The sequence below is a fragment of the Kribbella caucasensis genome, from assembly GCF_004361855.1.
GTDB lineage: Bacteria > Actinomycetota > Actinomycetes > Propionibacteriales > Kribbellaceae > Kribbella > Kribbella caucasensis.
Map to the genome: position 1 here is coordinate 169142 of NZ_SNWQ01000019.1, position 20354 is coordinate 189495.

The window sequence follows — 20354 nt, forward strand, 5'->3', positions numbered from 1 at the left end:
CCCAGGCCAGTGCTGTCTTTGAAGTGATTTGAGGCGTCACCTACCGCGCGGCAGGTCACGGGTGCAGGTCACAGGTGACGGCGGATCCGAATTGGGATGCGAGTAATCGTGGCCGGTGCGCGTACGCTTTTCAGGTGCCTGAGGTTTCGCTCGATTTTCCCCGCGCCTACGTCGAGTTCACCGATCCGGACGATCCGGATCAGGTGTTCCGCTGCGACCTGACCTGGCTGACGTCGAACTGGACCTGCATCTTCGGCGGCGGTTGCCGCGGGATCTACAAGGGCCGGCCGAACGACGGTTGCTGCACGCTCGGCGCGCACTTCTCCGACGCCGACGACGAGGACCGGGTGAAGGGATACGTCAAGCAGCTCGGCAAGGACGACTGGCAGTTCCGCAAGGAAGGCCGGAAGAGCGGCTGGGTCGAGACCGACGACGACGGCGACCGCAAGACCCGGGTCTGGGAGGGCGCCTGCATCTTCCTGAACCGCCCGGACTTCCCCGGCGGCGGGGGTTGCGCGCTGCACGGGCTGGCGTTGAAGCAGGGCGTGCACTTCGTCGAGACCAAGCCGGACGTGTGCTGGCAACTGCCGATCCGGCGGACCTTCCGCGAAGTGGAGCGCCCCGACGGCACGACGTACACCGAGGTCGGGATCGGGGAGTACGACCGGCGCGGCTGGGGTCCGGGTGGGCACGACCTGGACTGGTACTGCACCGGCAACACCGAGGCGCACATCGGCGTCGAGGCGGTCTTCGAGTCGAGCAAGGTCGAGCTGCAGACCCTGATGGGTCACAAGGCCTACGACGTGCTCGCGGAGTACTGCCGCCGGCATCTCGAGCCGGCCCGCCCGCTACTGCCTCACCCGGCGTCCAAGTAACCCATTCCTTGCCCTAGGCAAATTTCTGTACGCCGGCCGCCGGGGCCGGGCTCCGCGGGTAAGGGTGCCCTTTGCTGCGACACCCCGGGGCAGCGCGCTCCTGGGTCTGGGCCCAGAATGACTTGCATGCGTCTGGATCATCTTTCGTACGCGGCGGGACCCGACGGGTACCGGGCCACGGTGGAGCGGTTGTCCGCGCTGCTGGGGGCGGACTTCGCCGACGGTGGCGTGCACCCCCGCTTCGGCACCGTGAACCACATCCTGCCGTTGGACAACGACCGGTACATCGAGGTCGTCGACGTGCTCGACCACCCGGCGTCGGACAAGGCGCCGTTCGGCCAGGCGGTCCGGGCCCGCAAGGAACTCGGCGGCGGCTGGCTCGGCTGGGTGATCGCGGTCCGGGACATGGAGCGGATGGAGAAGCGCCTCGGCCGGGAGGCGGTGCCAGGTAACCGGCACCGGCCGGACGGGGTGAACCTCACCTGGCGGCAGATCGGCGTGAAGGGCCTGATCGCCGATCCGCAACTGCCGTTCTTCGTGCACTGGGACGACCTGAGCCAGCACCCGTCGATCGGTGGCAAGGGCATCAAGTTGACCGCCCTGGAGATCGCCGGCGATCCGGCCCGGGTGAGCGACTGGATCGGTCACCCCGCCGACCACCTGCTCGACGATCTCGACGTGATCTGGGCCGGACCGAACGGCCAGCCCGGCCTGGTCGCCGCCGTCTTCGAGACCCCCAACGGCCTCGTCCGCCTGTGACCCAGCAGCCTGGTGAGCCGCTGCCTGGTGAGCCGCTGCCTGGTGAGCCGCGGACGCAGATCCTGGCGATCTCCGGCATCCTCACCGGACCGCACCGCGCCCTGACCCGCGAGCTGATCTCGTACGCCGTATCGCTGGCCGGCCTCGATCGTCCGGCCCGGTTCTGCTTCATCCCCACCGCGGAAGGTGATCACCCGGCCGCGGTCCAGTGGTTCGAAGATGCCTTCGGCAACGAGGAGTCGGTCGAGCCGTCGGTGCTGAAACTCTTCACCCAGCCGAACGTCGACGACGTCCGCAAACATCTGCTCACCCAGGACGTCATCTGGGTCGGCGGCGGCAGTGTCGTCAACCTGATGGCGGTCTGGCGCGCCCACGGCCTGCCCGAGATCCTGCACGAGTGCTGGCAGAACGGTGTCGTGATGGCCGGCCAGAGCGCAGGCAGCCTGTGCTGGCACATCGGCGGCCCGACCGACTCGTTCGGCGACCAACTCGATGCCTTCAGCAACGGTCTCGGCTGGCTGCCGTGGTCCAACGGCGTGCACGACGACCTCGGCGACCAGCCCCGGCGGTCGGCGTACCGGTCGCTGGTCGCCACCGGCGCGCTGCCGGGCGGATACGCGACCGAGGACGGCGTCGGCCTGCACTACGTCAACGGCGAACTCCTCGAGGCGGTCTCCGTCCTCCCCGACGCCCGAGCCTGGCAAGTCACCCCAACCCCCGACGGTCACCGCGAAACCGAAATCATCCCCCGCCTGCTGGGGCCGGCGCGTACCTGCAGCACTCAGTAACCCCTGCGAATCCGCGTTCAGTGGCAGGGCTCACGCGTGGTGGCTTGGAGTCCCAGGTGGTTAGTGAGTGCTGCACGTACGCCCCGACGCGGCGCACCCAGTAGTCGGCCTGGCGGTGCCACTTTGAGCACCCACCGGTCACAGTCCGCGCCCGAACACGACCGGCCGGTGCCCAAAGTCGCTGGGTGGCGCGGTTGCCGGGTGGGCGTCCGTTGGGTTTCGCGGGATCGACCTGATCGGTTGGGTGTGGGTGCTCTAGATTCGCTCGAGGTCTTGGAGAGAGTGTTCTAGGTGGGTGAGGAGGCGTTGGAGGTGGGGGACGGTGCGGCGGCAGCCGGTGAGGCCGAAGTGGAGTTGGTGGTCGTAGCTGGTGATGCTGATGTTGAGGGCCTGGCCGTTGAGGACGATGGAGGCCGGGTACATGCCGAGCAGGCGGGAGCTGTTCCAGTACAGGGGGCTGTCGGTGGGGCCTGGGATGTTGGAGATGACAACGTTGAAGGGCGGCGGGGTGCGGCCGGCGAGGGGTGGGATGAGCGCGGCCGGTCCGGCGGAACCGAAGCCGATGGCGCCGATCATCAGGTTCTGCAGGGGGCTCAGCTGGGAGAGCATGTTCTTGCCGTAGGCGGTCGACTCGGTGATGCGCTGGATCCGGCGTTCGGGGTCGCGCTCGTCGGTGGCGAGGTCCGCGATCAAGGTGGCGAGGGAGTTGCCGCCGCCGGGGGCGTCATCGCTGGAGCGGAGGGAGACGGGGACCATGGCGGTCAGACTCTTGTCCGGTAGGGCGTTCTGCTCCATTAGGTAGGTTCGCAGGGCGCCGGAGCACATGCCGAGCATGACGTCGTTCAGGGTAGCGCCGGTGATCGCGCGGACCTTCTCCAGCCGTTCCATCGGCCAGGACTGCGCGGCGAACCGGCGGGCTCCGGTGATCGGCTGGTTGAGGATCGTCCGCGGCGCCTGGAACGCCAGTGGCGAATGCTCGGCCTGGAGCGCCCGGATCCCGCTGCGCAACCCCAACGGCGAGAGCCCGGCGAGATCCGCCACCACCCGAGCCGCCCCGCCGAACCCGCCCGCAACCCGGCCGACCCCATCCGTCACCCGCCCGGCCGCGCGGAGCACCTCGCCCAGCAACTCTCCAGCGAAGGGCACGCGACCAAACAGGCCCTCGGAGCCGGCGGTGCCCGGAGCGGACGTAGTACCGGCCGGGGCGGTCGCGTGTAGGGCTCCTTGGGGGAGGGCGTAGGTGGCGGGCATACCGGTGTGGGTGGGGTCGGTGGTGAGGGTGTGCTGCATCCAGCGGAGGGCTGTCACGCCGTCGATCATCGAGTGATGGATCTTGCTGTAGATCGCGAACCGGCGCCCCTCCACGCCCTCGATCAGATGCATCTCCCACAGCGGCCGCTGCCGGTCCAGCAGCGTCCCGTGCAGCCGCGAGGTGAGCTCGAACAACTCCCGGTACCGCCCCGGCCGGGCCAGCCCGGACAGCTGAACGTGGTACTCCAGTTCGATCTCGTCGTCCTGCTCCCAGGACCAGTAGCCGAGGTCGAGTGGCCGGTTCCGCAGCCGCCGGGTGAACATCGGGTTCACCGTCTGCCCCTCGACGATCTCGCGGTACAGCTCGGCCAGGTAGTCGCGCCCAGAGCCTTCTGGGAACACGTGGTCCCGGCCCGCACCCTCCGGCAGCTCGAACAGCATCAGCCCACCGACGTGCATCGCCTGCTCGCGCGTCTCACCGAGCAGGAACATCGCGTCCAGCGGCCCCACAGCGGTCATCCGTCCTCCCGGTCCCGCCCGTCGATCGCCTCAATCCTCGTCGCCACCGCCCCAGCCGGTCTACACCCGTCAACCGCCGGCCACCCTCCGGGGTTATGGATTTTCCTGATCCGGCAGCGATCAAAGGCCTGACGAAGGACCACTCTGCACCTGACGATCGGCAGTGTCGGCCCCTCGGGCAACTTTCTTAACGTTCGTAAGCATGAACCTGATCCCCCGTACTGCGGGCCTGTTGCTGGCCGCCGCACTGACTGTTTCCGCCGTAGTCACCGCAAGTTCAGTACAAGCAGCAGAGCAGCCCGTCAGTCTTCCCGCGCCGTCCGGGAAGCCGTCTCCAGCATCCGCGGCGTAGCCTGCCTCGACGCACCACCCCGGCCGGCCAACAGGCGCTATCCGCTTGGTGATCCTCTCGCCCGGCTTCACTCTCCCGATCGCCACCTTGACCAGCCTCGCGCAGGACCTGGCCAGCAAGGGATACGTCGTCGCCGGCATCGACCACGCCTACGAATCCAGCGGCACCGAGTTCCCCGACGGCCGCCTGACCACCTGCGTCGCTTGCGACATCGCGGAGCCGGCCCAAATCCCACCGGTCCGCGCCGCCGACGTCTCCTTCGTCGTCGACCAACTGCTCGAAGGCAAACAACCCACCAGCAAGCTGATCGACCCGACCAGGGTCGGCATGGCCGGTCACTCCATCGGCGGCAACTCCACCGCCGACGTCGATGCGCACCGACTCCCGCATCGACGTCGGCGTCAACCTCGACGGCACCTTCTTCACGCCGCTCCCGTCAACCGGCCTGGCCAAGCCCTTCCTACTGGTCGGTGCCCCGGGCACCCACACCCCGGGCGACGACATCGACACCTCCTGGGACACCAGCTGGAATCTCCTGACCGGTTGGCGCCGCTGGTTCGTCGTACGAAGCACAGGACACCTGTCCTTCACCGACTTCGCCCCACTGGCCAAGCGCTTCGGACTCCCCGCCGATCCCACCGCACCTCTGGACGGCGACCACACCGACACGATCTCCCGTGCTCTCGTGACGGCCTTCTTCGTCCGGCAGGATCCGGTTCAGTCGAGCGGGCGGTAGTTCACGCCGATCCGCTCGATCCGGGTCAGGTGCGGGCGGAGGCGGGTGAGGAATTCGTCGTACGACGTCTTCGGGGAACCCCAGGCGCGTTCGGCGAAGGCGGACAGGCGCGGGAGGAGCATGTAGCCGACCTGGTCGGGGCCCTCCATGTACTCGGTCCAGATCTGGCACTGGGTACCGACGATCCGGGCCGCCTCCTCCTCCGTCAGCCCCTTCGGGATCACCTCGAAGTCGTAGACGGCCTCGAGCGGGATGAAGCCGCCGATCGCGAGCGGCTCGGTCGCGGGGTCGGCCTGGTAGTAGTCGAAGTACACCGACTCGCAGGGCGCCATCACCACATCGTGCCCGGCCTTCGCCGCGACCTCGCCCCGGCCGGCGGACCGCCACGCCATGATCACCGCGTCCTTCGGGCAGTCGGTCTCGACCATCTCGTCCCAGCCGACCAGCCGGCGCCCGTCCTCGGTCAGCACGGCCGCGACCTGCTCGGTGAACCAGCCCTGCAGCTGGCCCGCGTCGGTCAGGCCGAGCTCGGCCTGCCGGGCCTGCGCGGCCTCGGACTCGCGCCACTGGTCGGCCGGGCACTCGTCGCCGCCGAGGTGGATGTACGGCGCGGGGAAGATCTCCAGCACCTCGCGCAGCACGGTCCGGACGAAGTCGACGGTCGCGTCGCTCACGTTCAGCACGTCGTCGCTGATACCCCAGACCTGCCGTACGCCGATCTGCTGGTCGGGGTGGTTGCCCAGCTCCGGGTACGCCGAGATGGCGGCCTGCATGTGACCCGGCAGGTCGATCTCGGGGACGACGGTGATACCGCGCTCGGCCGCGTGCGCGACGATCTCGCGCAGTTCGTCCTTGGTGTAGAACCCGCCGTGCGGCGTCCCGTCGTACGTGAACTCGGTCTGCCCGTGGGACATCTTGCCGACCATCGTCTCGGGCCGCTGCGAACCGAGCTCGGTTAGCTTCGGGAACGCGTCGATCTGGACCCGCCAGCCCTGGTCGTCGGTGAGGTGCAGATGCAGCACGTTCATCCGGTGCAGCGCGAGCACGTCGAGGATCTTGAGCACGAACTCCTTCGGCATGAAGTGCCGGGCGACGTCGAGCATCACCCCGCGCCAACCGAACGCGGGCGCGTCGGCGATCCGCACCGCCGGTACGGCGACCGCGCCGTCCTCGGCCGGTTCGGCGGCGTCCAGCAACTGCTCGTACGTCTGCTCGGCCCAGCGCAACGCGTCTTCGGAGCCGGCGGACAGCCGGGCACCGTCGGCGGTCACGTCGATCCGGTACTCCGTCTCGCCGAGGTTCTCCACCACCGTCCGGACGGCCTCGGCCAGCGGGTCGGAGCTGACCCAGCGGCCTTCCTCGATGACGAGCTCGCGGGGGGCGGGGACGATCGCGATGTCTGGCATCCGTACTCCAAGAGGTCGATGAAGCCCGTGATTGGCGCAGCCAGGAGAGATCCTACGAGCGCGGACCAGTGCTCAAACAGGTCGGGTCCACGCTTCGAACTGCGCACAATCCCTCTGCAGGAACATTCACGCGCAGCACAAACCAGCTGCCGTGACAGGTATCCGATGAGAGGGTGACCTCGTGACAGCCGACGCGACCCGATCCCCCGCCAACAATCCGGCCGGCAACCTGCAACGCAGCACCCTGCGGGTCCTCGTGGTCTCCAATGTGGGCGGTGGTGTCGCGGTCGCCTCCGGGTTCGCGGTCGCCGGTCTGCTCGCCGAGAACATCTCCGGCTCGACGTCTCTGTCCGGTCTCGTCGCCACGTCGACCACGCTCGGCGCCGCGATCCTCGCCGTACCGCTGGCCGGTCTCGCCCGGACCCACGGCCGCCGCGCCTCGCTCGCGACCGGCTACCTGATCGCGGTCACCGGCGCCCTCCTCAGCATCGTCGCCGCCCAGGTCGACTCGCTCGTCCTCCTACTGATCGCGGGCTGCCTGTTCGGCAGCGGCTCAGCGGCCAACCTGCAGTCCCGGTACGCCGCGACCGACGCGGCCGATCCGAAGCACGTCGCCCGGTCCCTCTCAGTCGTTGTCTGGGCCACCACGATCGGCGTAGTCGTCGGCCCCAACCTCACCGGCGTCGGCGGATCGGTCGGTACGTCGCTCGGCATCCTCGCGCTCGCCGGGCCGTACGTGTTCTCGGTGGTCGCGTTCGTCCTCAGCCTGCTCGTCGTCTGGTTCGGCCTGCGCCGGCTGCAGCAGGTGACGCCGCGGACCAAGGTCGCCCGGCAGCCGATCGGCTCGACCTTCCGGCAGATCCTCGCGATTCCCCATGCCCGGTTGGGGTTGCTGGCCATCGCCTCGGCCCATTCGGTGATGGTCGGGGTTATGTCGATGACATCGGTCCACCTGCGGCATCACGGCGCCTCGCTGACCATCGTGGGGTTCGTGATCAGCGCACATGTCGCCGGGATGTACGCCCTGTCCCCCGTGATGGGCTGGCTCGCCGACCGCCTCGGCCGGGTGCCCACGATCGGGATCGGCCTGGCGATCCTGGCGGCGGCGATGGCGGTCGCCGCGCTCTCTCCGGACGAGGCGCACGTGCTCACTGGTCTCGCCCTGGTCCTGCTCGGCCTTGGCTGGTCCGCCTGCCTGGTCGCGGGCTCGACGCTGCTCTCCCGGGCAGTCCCCGACGAGATCCGCACGTCCGCGCAGGGCCTGTCCGACCTCACCATGGGCGCGCTCGCCTCGATCGCCGGCACCGGCTCCGGACCAGTCCTCGCATACCTCGGCTTCCACTGGCTCGCGGTCCTCTGCGGCCTCCTCCTCATCCCGGTCGCGCTGGTCGCGGCCCGCACCCCTCAGGAGCTGTCTAAGGTCTGATGGTGTGAGCATCGCCGACGGGGGGATCCCGAGTCCGAACATCTGGCAGCACCCGCAGACGTACGAGATCGAGAACCGGGCGGTCGACCCGGACGGCGTGATCGAGCCGGCGATGCGAGCGATCCGGGACTGGGCCGGCGCGACCGTGCTCGACATCGGGTGCGGGACGGGATTCCACCTGCCGATGTTCGCCGCGACCGCAGCACGCGTGATCGGTGTCGAACCGCACGGCGTACTCGTCCAGGCGGCTGGGCGGCGTACGAAGAACCTGCCGAACGTCGAGATCCGGCAGGGTACGGCGCAACAGCTGCCGGTGCCGGACGCGTCGGTGGACATCATGCACGCGCGCTGGGCCTACTTCTTCGGGCCGGGCTGCGAACCGGGGCTGGCCGAGCTGGATCGGGTGATGTGCCGGGGTGGGACCGCGTTCGTGATCGACAATGACGCCGGCCGGTCGACATTCGGGCGGTGGTTCGCCGAGGCGTACCCGATGATCAAGGCGCCCGAGGTGGAAAGGTTCTGGTCGTCCCGCGGCTGGCAGCGCACCCAGCTCGACATGGGCTGGCGGTTCGAGTCGCGGGCGGATTTCGAGGCGGTGGTCCGGATCGAGTTCAAGCCCGCGGACGCGGACCGGATCATCAGCTCGCACCAGGGCAGCGAGGTCGACTACGCCATCAACCTGTGGAGCCGCACGTTCTGAAGAATTTCCCGGCGAGCTGTCGAATGGGGTCCAGCGGCTTCGAGGTACCGGCGTCAGAGCAACCTCGAAAGGATGGACCCCGACATGACCGAGTACGAATTCCCTCCCGTTCCCAAGCCCAGCGAAGCCCTCCGCGCGCTCGACCGGCTGGTCGGTACCTGGACCGTCTCCGGCGGCACCACCGGCACCGTCACGTACGAGTGGATGGACGGCGGCTACTTCCTGATCCAGCGGGTCCGGATGGACCAAGGCGGGCACGACATCAACGGGTTCGAAGTGATCGGCAACGAGCGGCCGTTCGGTGAAGGACCTGGTGAGGACGTCAAGTCCAGGTTCTACGACAGCGAGGGGAACACCCTCGACTACGTGTACGAACTCGAGGGCGACACGCTGACCATCTGGGGCGGGCAGAAGGGCTCGCCGGCGTACTTCCGGGGCACGTTCTCGGCCGGCGACACCCGGATGGACGGCGCCTGGGTGTATCCCGGTGGTGGCGGCTACGAGTCCACAATGACGAGAACCGAGCGCTGAGGAGACGACCGTGAAGTACATCTTGCTCGCCTACACGAACAAGGCCGACTGGGACTCGGTGGACATCGAAAGCCCGGAGTTCCTCGCGATGTGCCAGTTCTACGAGGACCTCGGCAAGGAGCTGACCGAGTCCGGTGAGTTCGTCGCGACCGAAGGGCTCGCGCACCCGTCGCTGACCACCACGGTGCGCAAGGGCGAGGGTGGCGCGGTCGCGGTGGACGGCCCGTACGCCGAGTCCAAGGAGGTGCTCGCCAGCTACGCGATCGTGGACACGGCCAGCCACGACCGGGCGGTGGAGATCGCCGCCCGGATCGCCGAGGCGGTCGGCGACACGATCGAGATCCGGCCGATCCCGGACGGTGCCGAAGGGTCAGTCCCGGCCGATGGGGCCGCTCCGGCCGGGAGCTGAGGTGAGCGATCGGATCGAGGACCTGCTGCGTGACCTCGCGCCGCAGGTCCTCGGTGCGCTCGTCCGGCGCTACGGCCATTTCGACGCCGCCGAGGACGCAGTCCAGGAGGCGTTGCTGGTGGCCGCGACGCAGTGGCCGGTCGACGGCGTCCCGACCGATCCGCGGCCGTGGCTGATCCGGGTTGCGTCTCGGAAGCTGATCGACCAACTGCGCCAGGACCAGGCCCGCCGCGACCGCGAGGATGTCGACGCCACCCGCCGGCTACCGCCCGCCGAAGGGCCACCGGAAGCGGATCAGGACGACTCGCTGGTCCTGCTGTTCCTCTGCTGTCATCCGGTACTGAGCCGCGAGTCGCAGGTCGCGCTGACCCTGCGTGCGGTCGGCGGCCTCACCACCGAAGAGATCGCGCATGCCTATCTGCTGCCGCTGCCGACGATGGCCCAGCGGATCACCCGGGCCAAGCAGCGGATCAAGGCCGCGGGATCAACCTTCCGGCTCCCGTCGCCCAAGGATCGCGCCGAGCGCCTGGATGCCGTCCTGCAGGTCTTGTACCTGATCTTCAACGAGGGCTACACCGCCACCTCCGGCCCCGAGCTGAACCGGGTCGAGTTGTCGGCCGAGGCGATCCGGCTGACCCGGATGCTGCACCGCTTGCTGCCCGCCGACGGCGAGGTCGCGGGACTGCTGGCCCTGATGCTGCTGACCGACGCCCGACGGCCGGCCCGTACCGATCCGAACGGCCTGCTGGTTCCGATGCATGAGCAGGACCGCCGACGCTGGAACGCCGAGATGATTGCCGAGGGCACCGACCTGCTGACCGCGGCGATGACTCGCGGCCCGGCCGGACCGTACCAACTGCAGGCCGCGATCGCCGCCGTGCACGACGAGGCGGCCGACGCCGCGGACACCGACTGGAAGCAGATCCTCGGCCTGTACGGACTCCTGCGGCAGGCGACCGACAACCCGCTGGTCACCCTGAACCTCGCTGTCGCCGCCGGGATGGTGCACGGGCCGACGGCCGGGCTGCGGTTGCTGGACAAGCTGGCCGACGACAAGCGCTTCACCGAACACCATCGGCTCGCAGCGGTCCGGGCACACCTGCTGGAGACGGCCGGTGAGATTGATGCGGCGGCAGAGCAATACCGGCTTGCGGCCAAGCAGACCACCAGCGTCCCGGAGCAGCGCTACCTGCTCGACCGCGCAGCCCGCCTGACACGCGCCTAGCTGCGGTGAGCCGGTAGTCCCCCTAGGGTGGGCACTCGCCACTGAACTGGGGAGGCGCCACGCCGGGATGGACGGACTGCTGCTCGAACGGTTGCTGCCCGGTTTGCCCGAGCGACTCCGCATCGACGTAGGCGAGCAGCGAGCCCTGGTGGTCCCCACTGCGGCAGAAGCCCGTCACTGCGCCGACCTGATCGTCGGTCTGGACGAACCACCAGCCGGAGCGGTGCTCAAGACCGCCGGTGTGGTCCGCCTGGTCCCTGCCGAAGGTGGTCTGTTGCCGCACCTCACCGTGCTGGGCAACGTCATGCACGGCCATACAGTGACCCACCGCGTGACCCGGAAGGCTGCCGAGGACGTGAGCCGGATGACTGCAGCCCGCTGTAGCCTCGAAGACGTCCTCGACCGCTACCCGCACGAGATCACGCCCGGCCGTCGCCGCCTGGCCGGTGTGGCCCGCGCACTCCGGGCCCACCCCGCGTTGATCGTGCTGGAAGACGCAGCAGGCTTGCCGACGTGGGGACCGCTGCTCCGGTTGGACCACAACCCCGAGCTGTGGTCGACGGCCCTCCTGCTCATCACCACGGACGAAGCACGCACCACCGGGTTCAGCCAATGATCAGCCGTCGACTGTTCCTGGGAGCCGTCGCAGCAGCCGCGGTGTCCGGCTGTACTCCGGACGTGCTGGGCCTGAGTCGTAGTGTGCGAGTGGCCGTGAGCTGGAGCGGTACTGAGCTCCGCGCGTTCCACAGCGTGCTCGACGGCCTCGGCGACCTGGAGTACCCGGTGGAGGTGGTCCCACTCGGCGACGACATCTCGACGGCCTTCGGTCCACGGTCGGCTCGCCGACCCGACATCGTGATGCTGCCGCAGCCCGGTCTGGTACCGCGTCATCTGCGCGACCTGGATCCGATCCCTGCGGAACTGGTGGATCGCAACCGAGAGCCGTACTGGGATGAACTTCTGGTGCATGACGGGACGACATACGGGCTGCCGTTCAAGACGGCGCACAAGTCGGCGATCTGGTACCGGCCGTCGGTGTTGAAGCAGGTCGGGGCTGAGCCGCCAAGGACCTGGTCGGAGTGGTTGGCACTGAACCGGTCGCTGTCGCTCGCGGGGATCCGGCCGTTGGCGTTGGGTGCTGGAGACGGCTGGGTGCTCACCGACTTCTTGGAGAACGTGCTGCTCGGTTCGGCGCCCGCTGCCTATCGTGCACTGGCTGTTGCTGACGATCCGAGGCCGTCGCAGGTATCGGCCTTCGCTGCGGCACTGCGGCTACTCGGGACGATGTGGTCGGCGCCCGGCACGTTGGCTGGTGGAGTGGAGCGTTCGCTGGTGCAGCAGTTCCCGGACGCGATCGTGGAGGTCTTCGGTCATCACCGGGCGGCCATGGTGCTCGCGACGGACTTCGCCGAACCTGTGGTGAGGTCGTTCGCGGTGGACCCGGCGGACGTCGGCCTGTTCACCTTCCCGGCGCTCAGTCGCGGCGCGGCGCCACCCGTGGTGGTCGGCGGCGACGTGATCGTGCTGCCGCGTCCGACCACCGACGACGCCCGCGACCTGGTACGACGGCTCGCCGCGCCGGCCGCCGCGGACCCGTGGATCGCGACCGGCGGTTTCCTCGCCGACGGTCGCACGACTGGTTACTCGCCTGAGCTCACGCGGTTGGCGGAGCAGTTGGTGGCACCTGGTTCGTCGCCGCAGTTCGACCTGTCGGACCGGCTCGGGCAGCTCGGCGATCTCAACGGGTTGTGGCGAGTGCTCACCGATTTCCTGATCCGGATCGGGAATCGCGGTAGCGACGTAGTACCGGAGGCGGTGGAGTCGGCGCTGGCCGAACTGAAACAGGTGGAGAGCTGATGGGCTTGCAGACGAACGGCCTGTCGCTCGAGATCGTCGGCCGGGAGATCTCCGGTCGTCCGGTCCCCGGCAAGCCGCGCCGCCCGGCCGGTCCGTACCTGCTGGGGTTGCCGGCCTTGCTGTTGAGCAGTCTGCTGCTGATCCCTGTCGGCATCACCGTCGTGGCCGCGTTCCGGTTGCCGGACGGGTCCTTCGGGCTGGGGAACTTCGCGGTGATGGGCGATCCGGAAGCGTTGCATGCCGTGGGCAACAGCCTGGCCTGGGTAGGGGTCGCACTCGGCCTGGTGGTGGTCGGGTTCCTGTTGGCGGTGGTGAGCTATCGGCTGCCCGGCGTCTCGTCGTTTCTCCAACCAGCGTTGGTGATTCCGTTCGCCGTGTCCGTCCTGGTGTCGGGTGCGACGTTCCGGTTGATCTTCGATCCGGCGCCGGAGCGCGGGACGGTGACGGCGGTGTCGACGGCGCTCTTCGGATCCAGTCCGGTGTGGTTGGGACCGGGGTTGTTCTGGCTGGTGCTGGTGTCCGCGTTCGGCTGGACCTGGCTCGGGTACGTCGTCTCGCTGTTCCGCGCCGGTCTGGACGCGATCCCGGATGACGTGAGTCGCACGGTGGCGGCTGAAGGCGTCACCGGTCTGCGTCGGTTGCGGATGCTCGAGCTTCCGCTGCTCCGTCCGATCACCGGTGTGGTGACGCTGACTCTGGTGATCGCTGCTGTGCGGGTATTCGACCTGGTGTTGATCGTGGTGCCCGGGCCGATGCAGCGCGATGCCGATGTGCTCGGACTGAACTGGTGGCGGGCAACCAGCACCGGTGGTGATCCGGGGCGTGCTGCGGCACTCGGGGTGGTGCTGTTCGCGATCGTGGCGGCCGTTGCGGTCATCGGGGTGCGCGGATTGCGGCGGCGACGTTGGGCGATGCCGGTGAGTGTGGTGGGCGCGGATCGATCGGTGCGCAGGCCGAGGCCCAGTAGGCGGTCGCGGCGGATCGGGTGGACCGTGGGGTTCGCGGTCGGTCTGGTCTGGGTGCTGCCGGCGATCGTGCTGGTGGCGACCGCGTTCCACTCGCCGCGCGAGGCCGGGCTGCGCGGTTGGTGGTCGACTGCCGGGTTGGGGTTGGAGTCGTTCACTGACGCGGCGAACGCGGGGCTGTTCCGTGCGTTGTTGTCGACGCTGGTGATCGCGTCGATCGCCACGGTCGTAGTACTGGTGATCGCTGTGCCGACTGCGTATCTGGTCGCTTGGGGCGGGTTGCCGACCTGGTTGGGCCGAGTGGTCACGTCCGCCTTCGTGGTGTTGGCGGTGACGCCTGTGCAAATGTACGCGGCGCCGCTACGGGACGCGATTGGTGCAGCAGGACTCGCGGGGTCGCGGATCGCGCTGGGCTTGATCCACGCGGCTGCTGGTCTCCCGTTCGCCGTACTGCTGCTGCGGTCCGCGTTCGCCTCTGCTCCACCCGTGCTGGTGGCCGAGGCGCTGCAGGGGCCCGCGCGACAGAGCGCAGTACTGGCGACTGTGCAGCGGACGTATCGGCCTGCTCTGGTTGCTGTTGCAGTCTTGGAGTTCGCCCTGGTGTGGAACGACTTCATCGTGGGCTTCCTGATCAGCGGATCCGGTACTACGCCTCTGTCGCTGGTGTTGTGGGGTGAGGCGCGGCAGTTCTCGGCGTCGAGCGGGACAGTGGCCGCGGCGGCTGTGGTGGCGTCCGTCGTGCCGGTGGTGTTGCTGTTGACGTTCTGGCGGACTGTGGTGCGCGGGTTGACCGTTGGGGGTCGGCGGTGAGCGAAGAGAAGCCATCCGCTGAGAAGAAGGCTGCCGCCAAAGAGGACCGGCGACGTGGGGACTTCTTCGGGGCCAGTGCGCTGGCCTCCGGTCTGCTGATCGGTCTCCTGGGTGACAAGCTGTCGCAGAGCCTCGACAGTGGTGGCTGGGTCAGAGTGGTGGGGTTCAGTCTGACCGCTCTGTTCACCTTGATCTGGGTGATCAGCAACGTACCGGCGGGGTTGCGGCGCTATCGCCGTTGGCGTGCTGGGACCACGGCGCCCACGGAGCCAGGCGAACTCCGTACGGCGGCCGAGGACGCCGAGCACTGGTTGGTGTCACTCGGCTCGGACTCGGCCGGGTTCGCCGCGGCCGAGTGGTTCGAGCAGAACGTGGCGCGGCTGCGGGACCTGCTGGACAAGGAGAAACCAGGCCCCGAGACTGTCGACGACCTCGCGCGGATCTGCGATGGACTGGAGGCCTGGTACGTCGTCCGACGCGAACCGGTCGAACTGTTGGCGCTGTGCGACTTCCAGTCCGCCCTGGCCGACGGATGCGGTCGCCGTGACCTGGCCGAACTCGCGGCGGCGCGGGCGGCGACGGCGTACCGGATGATGGGCGATCTGGAAGCGGCGAGTACCCGGCTGGGGATCTCCGACAACGTGGCGCCGGCGCGGCGCGGGCACAGCCGGACCGCGGCGGCACTGGAGACGCGGCGGCAAGTGGAACGTGCGCTGCTGCATTTCGCGCGAGCGGAATCCGCACCGGCAGGCAACGATCGGAACGAGGCCGTACTGAACGCGCGGGACCGGTTGGACGATGCCCGGCTCAGCCGGCCGGGGCCGGACCTCGCGGCGGAGGTCGCCATCCACATCGACCTGGCGATCGTGCATCTCTATCAGCAGGATGCGGAAGGCGCGCTGGATCAACTGCGGCCGGCCGCGGCCAAGGCTACGGCTGCGGGTGACGTCGGTGGGCAGGCGCACGCGTCGGAACTGACCGGCGTGGCTGCGTGGATGATGCGGAGTCCGCTCGAGGCCAAGAAGTGGTGGCAGCACGCGGAACATCTGTATGCGGAGACCGACGAACGGGAAGGCCGGGCTCGGTGTCTGCAGCATTTGGGATCCGCCGAGGTCGTCGGAGGTCAGCCGGAGCGGGCGATCGTGTTGCTCGAGCAGAGTGCGACGTTTCGTGGGTTCGAGAGTGCGACGCTGACGCGGTACCTGGAGGCCGCGCGGGCCAGCGGGGAGCCGTCGGACGTCCGGGATGACGGTCCTCGGCGGGTCGCGGTCGGGTGGATCCGTCGGCAGGCCGACCGGTGCCGGCGTTTTGTCGGACGCCTGCCCTAGGTTGTCAGCCATGGTGAAGGCAGCGGGGTCGACCAGATCGAAGGCGGGCAAATCGCCGTTCGCGTGCTCGGAGTGCGGCTGGACGACGGCCCGCTGGATCGGGCGCTGCGGCGAGTGCCAGGCATGGGGGACGGTCGCCGAGGTCGGCGCGCCGAAGGCTGCCCGGATCGCGGCCGGACCGGTGACGTCGCCGGCGATGCCGATCGCCAAGGTGTCCGCGATCGAGGCCGAGTCCCGGCCGACCGGGATCGGCGAGCTGGACCGGGTGCTCGGTGGCGGTGTCGTGCCGGGCGCGGTGATCCTGCTCGCGGGCGAACCAGGGGTCGGCAAGTCGACGCTGTTGCTGGAGGTCGCGGCCCAGTCCGCGCGAAACGGTCATCGCACGCTCTACGTGTCCGGTGAGGAGTCGGCGGCCCAGGTCCGGTTGCGCGCGGGGCGGACGGATGCGTTGGTGGACGAGCTGTACCTGGCCGCCGAGACGGACATGTCCGCCGTGATCGGGCAGGTGGACGCGGTCGAGCCCGCGTTCCTGGTGATCGACTCGGTGCAGACGATGGCGCATCCCGACGTCGACGGCGCGCCCGGCGGGGTCACGCAGGTTCGCGAGGTGACCGGTGCGCTGGTGCGGTTGGCGAAGGAGCGCAACATCGCGGTGGTCCTGGTCGGCCATGTCACCAAGGACGGCGCGATCGCGGGGCCGCGGATGCTGGAGCACCTGGTCGACGTGGTGCTCGCGTTCGACGGCGATCGGCACTCGGGGTTCCGGATGGTGCGCGCGTCGAAGAACCGGTTCGGCCCGTCGGACGAGGTCGGCTGCTTCGACATGGTGGACACCGGGATCGTCGAGGTGTCCGACCCGACCGGGTTGTTCGTGTCGGAGCACTCGGAGCCCGTCGCCGGGACGTGTGTGACCGTGATGATGGAAGGACGCCGGCCCCTGCTGGCCGAAGTACAGGCGTTGGTCGGACCGTCGGCAGCACCCCAACCACGGCGTACGACGTCCGGGCTGGAGTCGTCGCGGGTCGCCATGGTGCTCGCGGTGCTGGGGAACCGGGCCAGGCTGAAGCTGACCGACCAGGAGGTGTACGTCGCGACGGTGGGCGGCGTGAAGATCGCGGAGCCGGTGGCGGACCTGGCGGTCGCGATCGCGGTCGCGTCGTCGGTGCTGGACAAGCCGATCCACCCGGGCCTGATCGCGATCGGTGAGGTCGGGCTCGCGGGTGAGGTCCGGCGGGTCGGCGGGCTGGAGAAACGCCTGGCCGAGGCGGCGCGGCTCGGGTTCACCAAGGCGATCGTGCCGGCCGACGTGCCGAACCGCAGCAAAGAGCTGAAACCGATGGACATGCAGGCGAAGTACGGCCTGCGCGTCTTCGCGGCCGGAGACATCCGGGCAACGATGCACGCGGCCGGGCTGATGTAGCTCGCCGGATTGTGGCTCGCCTCACAGGGTGCGGTTGAGCGATGAGACGGGCATCCCCTGCACGGGTGTGCGGAACGTACTCTGGTGGCGGCCACAACCCCCTCGCGGCCCCTCGGAGGAGCACTCATGACCGGATCCAGAGTTGTCGCGCTCGGCCACTACCAGCCAGAACGAGTGCTCACCAACGCCGAGCTCGCGACCATGGTGGAAACCAGCGACGAGTGGATCCAGAGCCGGGTCGGCATCCGCGAACGCCGGATCGCCGCACCCGACGAGCAGGTCGACGAGATGGCCTGGCGGGCCGCGGAGAAAGCGGTTGCGAACGCCGGTCAGGACAAGGCCGAGATCGACCTCGTCGTCGTCGCCACCTGTACGGCGATCGACCGGTCGCCCAACATCGCCGCCCGGGTCGCGGCCCGGCTCGGTCTGGGCAACCCGGCCGCGCTGGACGTCAACACGGCCTGCTCCGGATTCAGCCACGCGATGGCGACCGCGGACCACGCGATCCGTGCGGGTGCGGCGACCAAGGCCCTGGTGATCGGCGTGGAGAAGCTGACCGACTTCGCCGACTGGACCGACCGGACCACGTGTGTGCTGGTCGGCGACGGAGCCGGCGCGGCCGTGGTGGTCGCCTCCGAGGAGCCGGAGATCGGCCCGGTGACCTGGGGTTCGGTGCCGGAGATGTCGGATGCGGTCCGGATCGAGGGACGCGAGGGGAAGTTCGCTCAGGAAGGCCAGAGCGTCTTCCGGTGGACCACCACGCAGTTGCCGAAGATCGCCCTGCAGATCTGCGAGAAGAGCGGTGTGACACCCGAGGAACTCGGCGGCGTCGTACTGCACCAGGCGAACCTGCGAATCATCGAGCCGCTGGCCAAACGCCTCGGCGCCGTCAACGCCGTGATCGCCCGCGACGTGATCGAATCCGGCAACACGTCGGCCGCCAGCATCCCGATCGCGCTGTCCAAGCTGGTCGAACGCCGCGAGATCCCGGCCGGCGCGCACGTTCTGCTGTTCGGCTTCGGCGGCGGCCTTTCCTACGCCGGCCAGATCATCCGCTGCCCCTGACCGCGGTCGTCCGTCGGCACCTGCCCCGGATGTCTTGCCACGAAGGGATCCGGCTGCACGGGCGGTTGCACGATCGGATGCACGGGCGTCTGCAACGGTCTCCATAACGGTCCGCAACGACCGGCGGGTTTTGGGGTATATCGGTCACGCCGCCGCTGTGAGCCGCATAGACTCAGGGACCGTGGCCCCGAATTCCGACAAGAACAGCACCGATGCCCGGATGCGCGCGACCCTGATGGCCGTGGCGCCCGGGACCGAACTGCGTGAAGGCCTGGAGCGGATCCTGCGTGGGCGGACCGGCGCGCTGCTCGTCCTGGGCCACGACAAGACGGTCGACTCGATCTCGACCGGCGGCTTCGAGATCGACGTCGAGTTCTCCGCGACCGGTCTGCGCGAGCTGAGCAAGATGGACGGCGCGATCATCCTCGACCGGGATGTCAGCCGGATGCTCCGCGCGGCCGTGCACCTGATGCCGGACCCGTCGATCCCGACCGAGGAGACCGGCACCCGGCACCGCACCGCCGACCGGGTCGCGCGGCAGTGCGGGTTCCCGGTGATCTCGGTGTCGCAGTCGATGCACATCATCGCGCTGTACGTCGACGACCAGCGCTACGTGCTCGAGGACTCCGGCGCGATCCTGTCCCGGGCGAACCAGGCCCTGGCCACCCTCGAGCGGTACAAGCTCCGCCTCGACGAGGTGTCCGGCACCCTGTCGGCGCTGGAGATCGAGGACCTGGTCACCGTTCGCGACGTGGCCGCGGTCGCGCAGCGGCTCGAGATGGTCCGCCGGATCGCGACCGAGATCGACGGCTACGTGGTCGAGCTCGGCACCGACGGCCGGCTGCTCACCCTGCAGCTGAACGAGCTCGTCGCCGGAGTCGCCGGCGAACGCGAGCTGGTCGTCCGCGACTACCTCCCGCCCGCCAGCGGTCGCCGGCCCAAGACGGCGGACGACGTGCTGCTCGAGCTCGATGCGGTGAGCCCGACCGACCTGCTCGACATCGGCCAGGTCGCCCGCGCCCTGCAGCTCGGCGGCGCGGAGCAGCTGGACGCCGCCGTCACCCCGCGCGGCTACCGCCTGCTCGCCAAGGTCCCGCGCCTCCCCGGCGCCGTCATCGACCGCTTGATCGACCACTTCGGCCACCTGCAGAAGCTGCTGGCGGCCAGTATCGACGACCTGCAAACCGTCGACGGCGTCGGCGAGAACCGCGCCCGCACCGTCCGCGAAGGCCTCTCCCGCCTAGCCGAATCCAGCATCCTCGAACGCTACGTCTAGGCCTGTCTGACGGTTCCTTCCAGCGAGCCTGCTACTACAGAAATTACGGAATTTCTGTAGTAGCCTAGACGCCATGTCGAGCTACACGATGACCGAGGCGAACCGGCGCACCGCTGAGCTGGTCAACGAGGCCCGCTACGGGCACCAGCCGGTGATGATCACCGACCATGGCAAGCCCGCCGCGGTGGTGATCTCCCCCGAGTTGATGGCGCGCTACCAGGCGCTTGAAGACGCGGCCGACATGGCGGTGATCGAGGAGATCAAGGCCCGCGGCCCGGTGTGGGTCAGCAACGATGACGCGCAGCGGATGATGGATCAGTGGATGGAAGAAGCTGAGGCTGCGGAACAGAACAGGTGACCCAGCGGAATCTCATCTACGAGCAGGCGTACCTGGCGGGGTTCAAGGATCTGATCGCGAACGACCGTGTCACCGCCCGCCGCTTGATGGCGATGGTGAATTCACTGGCCCGCAACCCCGAGCCTGCGGGCAGTGTTCACCTAGGCGACAGCCTGTTGTATCGACTCCATCTGGGCGACTACCGGGTCATGTACGACGTCGACGACGACACCGTGCGGGTCTGGTCGCTGGGGAAAGCGCCGCGATGACAACCGACGGTCGGTAGCTTCCTAGCGCCCTCGCACACCCGTCACCCCTT

Annotated in this window: 20 protein-coding genes; 18 read left to right on the top strand and 2 right to left on the bottom strand. The window is 68.9% G+C overall.

Annotated features, from left to right (window positions below):
• Positions 1–134 precede the first annotated feature (134 nt).
• The 3 genes from EV643_RS32470 to EV643_RS32480 all read left to right on the top strand — a co-directional run bounded on the left by EV643_RS32470 (position 135) and on the right by EV643_RS32480 (position 2422).
• On the top strand, positions 135–875 hold the full coding sequence (locus EV643_RS32470) for a DUF3109 family protein (RefSeq protein WP_133804003.1): 741 nt from the start codon (positions 135–137) through the stop codon (positions 873–875).
• Between the two features lie 126 nt (positions 876–1001).
• Complete coding sequence (locus EV643_RS32475) at positions 1002–1634, top strand: VOC family protein (protein WP_133804004.1); 633 nt, start codon at positions 1002–1004, stop codon at positions 1632–1634.
• Complete coding sequence (locus tag EV643_RS32480) at positions 1631–2422, top strand: Type 1 glutamine amidotransferase-like domain-containing protein (protein ID WP_133804005.1); 792 nt, start codon at positions 1631–1633, stop codon at positions 2420–2422. The genes EV643_RS32475 and EV643_RS32480 overlap by 4 nt, the downstream gene beginning before the upstream one ends.
• A 255-nt stretch (positions 2423–2677) precedes the next feature.
• On the opposite strand, the gene EV643_RS32485 is transcribed toward EV643_RS32480, so the two are convergent.
• On the bottom strand, positions 2678–4192 hold the full coding sequence (locus EV643_RS32485) for a WS/DGAT/MGAT family O-acyltransferase (RefSeq protein ID WP_133804006.1): 1515 nt from the start codon (positions 4190–4192) through the stop codon (positions 2678–2680).
• Positions 4193–4914: 722 nt separating this feature from the next.
• Here EV643_RS32485 and EV643_RS32490 point away from each other — a divergent pair.
• Entirely contained in the window at positions 4915–5280 is a 366-nt protein-coding gene (locus tag EV643_RS32490) for a hypothetical protein (RefSeq protein ID WP_133804007.1), read from the top strand.
• On the opposite strand, the gene EV643_RS32495 is transcribed toward EV643_RS32490, so the two are convergent.
• Positions 5262–6686 carry a beta-N-acetylhexosaminidase gene (locus tag EV643_RS32495; protein ID WP_133804008.1) on the bottom strand — a complete coding sequence of 475 codons (1425 nt, stop codon included), beginning with the start codon at positions 6684–6686 and terminating at the stop codon, positions 5262–5264. The genes EV643_RS32490 and EV643_RS32495 overlap by 19 nt on opposite strands.
• Before the next feature lie 181 nt (positions 6687–6867).
• On the opposite strand from EV643_RS32495, the gene EV643_RS32500 reads away from it, so the two are divergent.
• From EV643_RS32500 to EV643_RS32565, 14 genes are all read left to right on the top strand, one after another.
• The gene (locus tag EV643_RS32500; protein WP_133804009.1) at positions 6868–8112 is read left to right on the top strand and encodes an MFS transporter; all 1245 of its coding nucleotides are present in this window, start codon (positions 6868–6870) and stop codon (positions 8110–8112) included.
• A 4-nt stretch (positions 8113–8116) separates the two neighbouring features.
• Positions 8117–8812 (top strand): class I SAM-dependent methyltransferase, encoded by a 696-nt coding sequence (locus EV643_RS32505; protein WP_133804010.1) that lies wholly within the window; start codon positions 8117–8119, stop codon positions 8810–8812.
• 84 nt (positions 8813–8896) lie between these two features.
• Complete coding sequence (locus tag EV643_RS32510; protein WP_166665656.1) at positions 8897–9343, top strand: hypothetical protein; 447 nt, start codon at positions 8897–8899, stop codon at positions 9341–9343.
• A 10-nt stretch (positions 9344–9353) separates the two neighbouring features.
• Complete coding sequence (locus EV643_RS32515; protein WP_133804012.1) at positions 9354–9752, top strand: YciI family protein; 399 nt, start codon at positions 9354–9356, stop codon at positions 9750–9752.
• A 1-nt stretch (position 9753) separates the two neighbouring features.
• A complete protein-coding gene (locus EV643_RS32520; protein WP_238165946.1) occupies positions 9754–10977 on the top strand; it encodes an RNA polymerase sigma factor in 1224 nt (407 codons plus the stop codon).
• A 67-nt stretch (positions 10978–11044) separates the two neighbouring features.
• Complete coding sequence (locus tag EV643_RS32525; RefSeq protein WP_133804014.1) at positions 11045–11593, top strand: P-loop NTPase family protein; 549 nt, start codon at positions 11045–11047, stop codon at positions 11591–11593.
• Entirely contained in the window at positions 11590–12834 is a 1245-nt protein-coding gene (locus tag EV643_RS32530; protein ID WP_133804015.1) for an ABC transporter substrate-binding protein, read from the top strand. Before EV643_RS32525 ends, EV643_RS32530 begins: the two co-directional genes overlap by 4 nt.
• Positions 12834–14609: an ABC transporter permease subunit gene (locus tag EV643_RS32535; RefSeq protein WP_133804016.1), complete on the top strand. Its 1776-nt coding sequence runs from the start codon at positions 12834–12836 to the stop codon at positions 14607–14609. Before EV643_RS32530 ends, EV643_RS32535 begins: the two co-directional genes overlap by 1 nt.
• On the top strand, positions 14606–15937 hold the full coding sequence (locus EV643_RS32540; RefSeq protein WP_133804017.1) for a hypothetical protein: 1332 nt from the start codon (positions 14606–14608) through the stop codon (positions 15935–15937). Before EV643_RS32535 ends, EV643_RS32540 begins: the two co-directional genes overlap by 4 nt.
• A gap of 10 nt (positions 15938–15947) precedes the next feature.
• Positions 15948–17357 (top strand): DNA repair protein RadA, encoded by a 1410-nt coding sequence (gene radA / locus EV643_RS32545; protein ID WP_133804018.1) that lies wholly within the window; start codon positions 15948–15950, stop codon positions 17355–17357.
• Between the two features lie 126 nt (positions 17358–17483).
• Complete coding sequence (locus EV643_RS32550) at positions 17484–18422, top strand: beta-ketoacyl-ACP synthase III (protein WP_133804019.1); 939 nt, start codon at positions 17484–17486, stop codon at positions 18420–18422.
• Positions 18423–18642: 220 nt separating this feature from the next.
• Complete coding sequence (gene disA / locus EV643_RS32555; RefSeq protein WP_133804037.1) at positions 18643–19698, top strand: DNA integrity scanning diadenylate cyclase DisA; 1056 nt, start codon at positions 18643–18645, stop codon at positions 19696–19698.
• A 73-nt stretch (positions 19699–19771) separates the two neighbouring features.
• A complete protein-coding gene (locus tag EV643_RS32560; RefSeq protein ID WP_133804020.1) occupies positions 19772–20056 on the top strand; it encodes a type II toxin-antitoxin system Phd/YefM family antitoxin in 285 nt (94 codons plus the stop codon).
• Positions 20053–20304: a type II toxin-antitoxin system RelE family toxin gene (locus tag EV643_RS32565; RefSeq protein WP_133804021.1), complete on the top strand. Its 252-nt coding sequence runs from the start codon at positions 20053–20055 to the stop codon at positions 20302–20304. The genes EV643_RS32560 and EV643_RS32565 overlap by 4 nt, the downstream gene beginning before the upstream one ends.
• The last annotated feature ends 50 nt before the right edge of the window (positions 20305–20354 follow it).

Coding starts and splice junctions, on each gene's coding strand:
- EV643_RS32475 (WP_133804004.1), top strand. CDS start 1,002: ATGCGTCTGGATCATCTTTCGTACGCGGCGGGACCCGACGGGTACCGG.
- EV643_RS32485 (WP_133804006.1), bottom strand. CDS start 4,192: ATGACCGCTGTGGGGCCGCTGGACGCGATGTTCCTGCTCGGTGAGACG.
- EV643_RS32490 (WP_133804007.1), top strand. CDS start 4,915: ATGCGCACCGACTCCCGCATCGACGTCGGCGTCAACCTCGACGGCACC.
- EV643_RS32495 (WP_133804008.1), bottom strand. CDS start 6,686: ATGCCAGACATCGCGATCGTCCCCGCCCCCCGCGAGCTCGTCATCGAG.
- EV643_RS32510 (WP_166665656.1), top strand. CDS start 8,897: ATGACCGAGTACGAATTCCCTCCCGTTCCCAAGCCCAGCGAAGCCCTC.
- EV643_RS32525 (WP_133804014.1), top strand. CDS start 11,045: ATGGACGGACTGCTGCTCGAACGGTTGCTGCCCGGTTTGCCCGAGCGA.
- EV643_RS32530 (WP_133804015.1), top strand. CDS start 11,590: ATGATCAGCCGTCGACTGTTCCTGGGAGCCGTCGCAGCAGCCGCGGTG.
- EV643_RS32535 (WP_133804016.1), top strand. CDS start 12,834: ATGGGCTTGCAGACGAACGGCCTGTCGCTCGAGATCGTCGGCCGGGAG.
- radA (WP_133804018.1), top strand. CDS start 15,948: ATGGTGAAGGCAGCGGGGTCGACCAGATCGAAGGCGGGCAAATCGCCG.
- EV643_RS32550 (WP_133804019.1), top strand. CDS start 17,484: ATGACCGGATCCAGAGTTGTCGCGCTCGGCCACTACCAGCCAGAACGA.
- disA (WP_133804037.1), top strand. CDS start 18,643: ATGCGCGCGACCCTGATGGCCGTGGCGCCCGGGACCGAACTGCGTGAA.
- EV643_RS32560 (WP_133804020.1), top strand. CDS start 19,772: ATGTCGAGCTACACGATGACCGAGGCGAACCGGCGCACCGCTGAGCTG.